The following is a 1,266-nucleotide window of genomic DNA, read 5'->3' as shown; positions in this document are numbered from 1 at the left end:
GTCGATAGCTTCCGATTCAAAAACAGCTCCGCGATCATCAGCGCTTCGCCGGTCATTTGAACAAAACGGTCTTGCGTTGCGCGGTCATCACCATCCGTGCCGAACGCGTCAGGCCTGCAAGACCGATGAAGCCTATCTGGGCATCAACGCTTGCCCCTGTCCTGGCAACAACCGAGGTGGGCTTCAAACGTGAATTCCAGGACCGGGTATTGCCGCGGGCTTGATCGCATTGACCCCTGGCTCATCCAGACTGTTCTCGAATTTGGCTACGGCCGCCGCGGCAAGCGAATTCCCTATGACGTTGGTGGCACTTCTCCCCATGTCCAGAAACTGGTCAATGCCAATTATGAGGAACAGGCCTGGCTCCGGCAGGCCGAACTGATGAAGAGTAGCCAAGATCACCACCAAGGACGCGCGGGGCACTCCTGCCACGCCCTTGGACGTGAGCATAAGTGTACCAGCAATCGCGAGTTGCGTGCCCATCGACAGATCAATGCCATAGGCTTGTGCGATGAAAAGGGTTGCGAAGGTCGTATAGGCCATCGTGCCATCGAGGTTGAAGGAGTAGCCGAGCGGCAATACGAAACTTGCGATGCGCTTGGGCACACCGAAACGCACAAGCTGATCGAGGATTTTGGGATAAGAGGCTTCCGAACTCGCTGTGGAAAAAGCCAGCAGAAACGGCTCTCGCATGCGCTTAACCAGATCGAACATGCGCCGGCCAAGCAAGAGGTAGCCAACAATGATCAGCAACATCCACAGAATGAACAAGGTGAGATAGAAGCTGCCCAGGAATTTGGCGAAGTTCAGCAGAATTCCAGGACCGGACTTGGTGATGACGGAAGCAAGCGATGCACACACCGCGATGGGTGCCATCAGCATCACATAGCTTGTGATCTTCAGCATCATGTGTGAGACGCGATCAGCAAGATCGATCAGCGGCCTGCCGACGTCGCCAAGAGCCATGAGGGCGATCCCGGCGAACACCGCGAAGACGACGATCTGAAGGATTTCGCCCTCCGCCAATGACTTGAACACCGAAGTGGGTACCAGGTGGTCGACGAAACTGGACAGACTGAAACTCTGGGTCGACAGGTTTGCGGTGTTGGCTCCTTGATCGGCGATCACGATGCCAACGCCTGGATGCAGCAGGTTGGCCATCAACAAACCGAGCGCCAGAGAGACGACTGACGCGGAAACAAACCAGGCCATGGTCTTACTACCGACACGCCCGACAGTGGCGGCATCGCCCATGTGGCCGATACC

At 56.4% G+C, this 1,266-nt stretch carries 2 protein-coding genes; both read right to left on the bottom strand.

What is annotated here, in order from left to right; genetic code table 11:
* Nucleotides 1-52 precede the first annotated feature (52 nt).
* Nucleotides 53-187, bottom strand: coding sequence for a hypothetical protein (locus tag X742_RS1000000176660; protein WP_023775603.1), 135 nt, complete (start codon nt 185-187; stop codon nt 53-55).
* A partial coding sequence (locus X742_RS140480; protein ID WP_023775602.1) for a dicarboxylate/amino acid:cation symporter occupies nt 184-1,266 on the bottom strand: 1,083 nt, incomplete at its 5' end. The genes X742_RS1000000176660 and X742_RS140480, both read right to left, overlap by 4 nt.

Source organism: Mesorhizobium sp. LNHC229A00, from assembly GCF_000502415.1.
Lineage (GTDB): Bacteria > Pseudomonadota > Alphaproteobacteria > Rhizobiales > Rhizobiaceae > Mesorhizobium.
The sequence above is the reverse complement of the archived record's forward strand: the minus strand, read 5'-3'. Positions and strand labels throughout refer to the sequence as shown.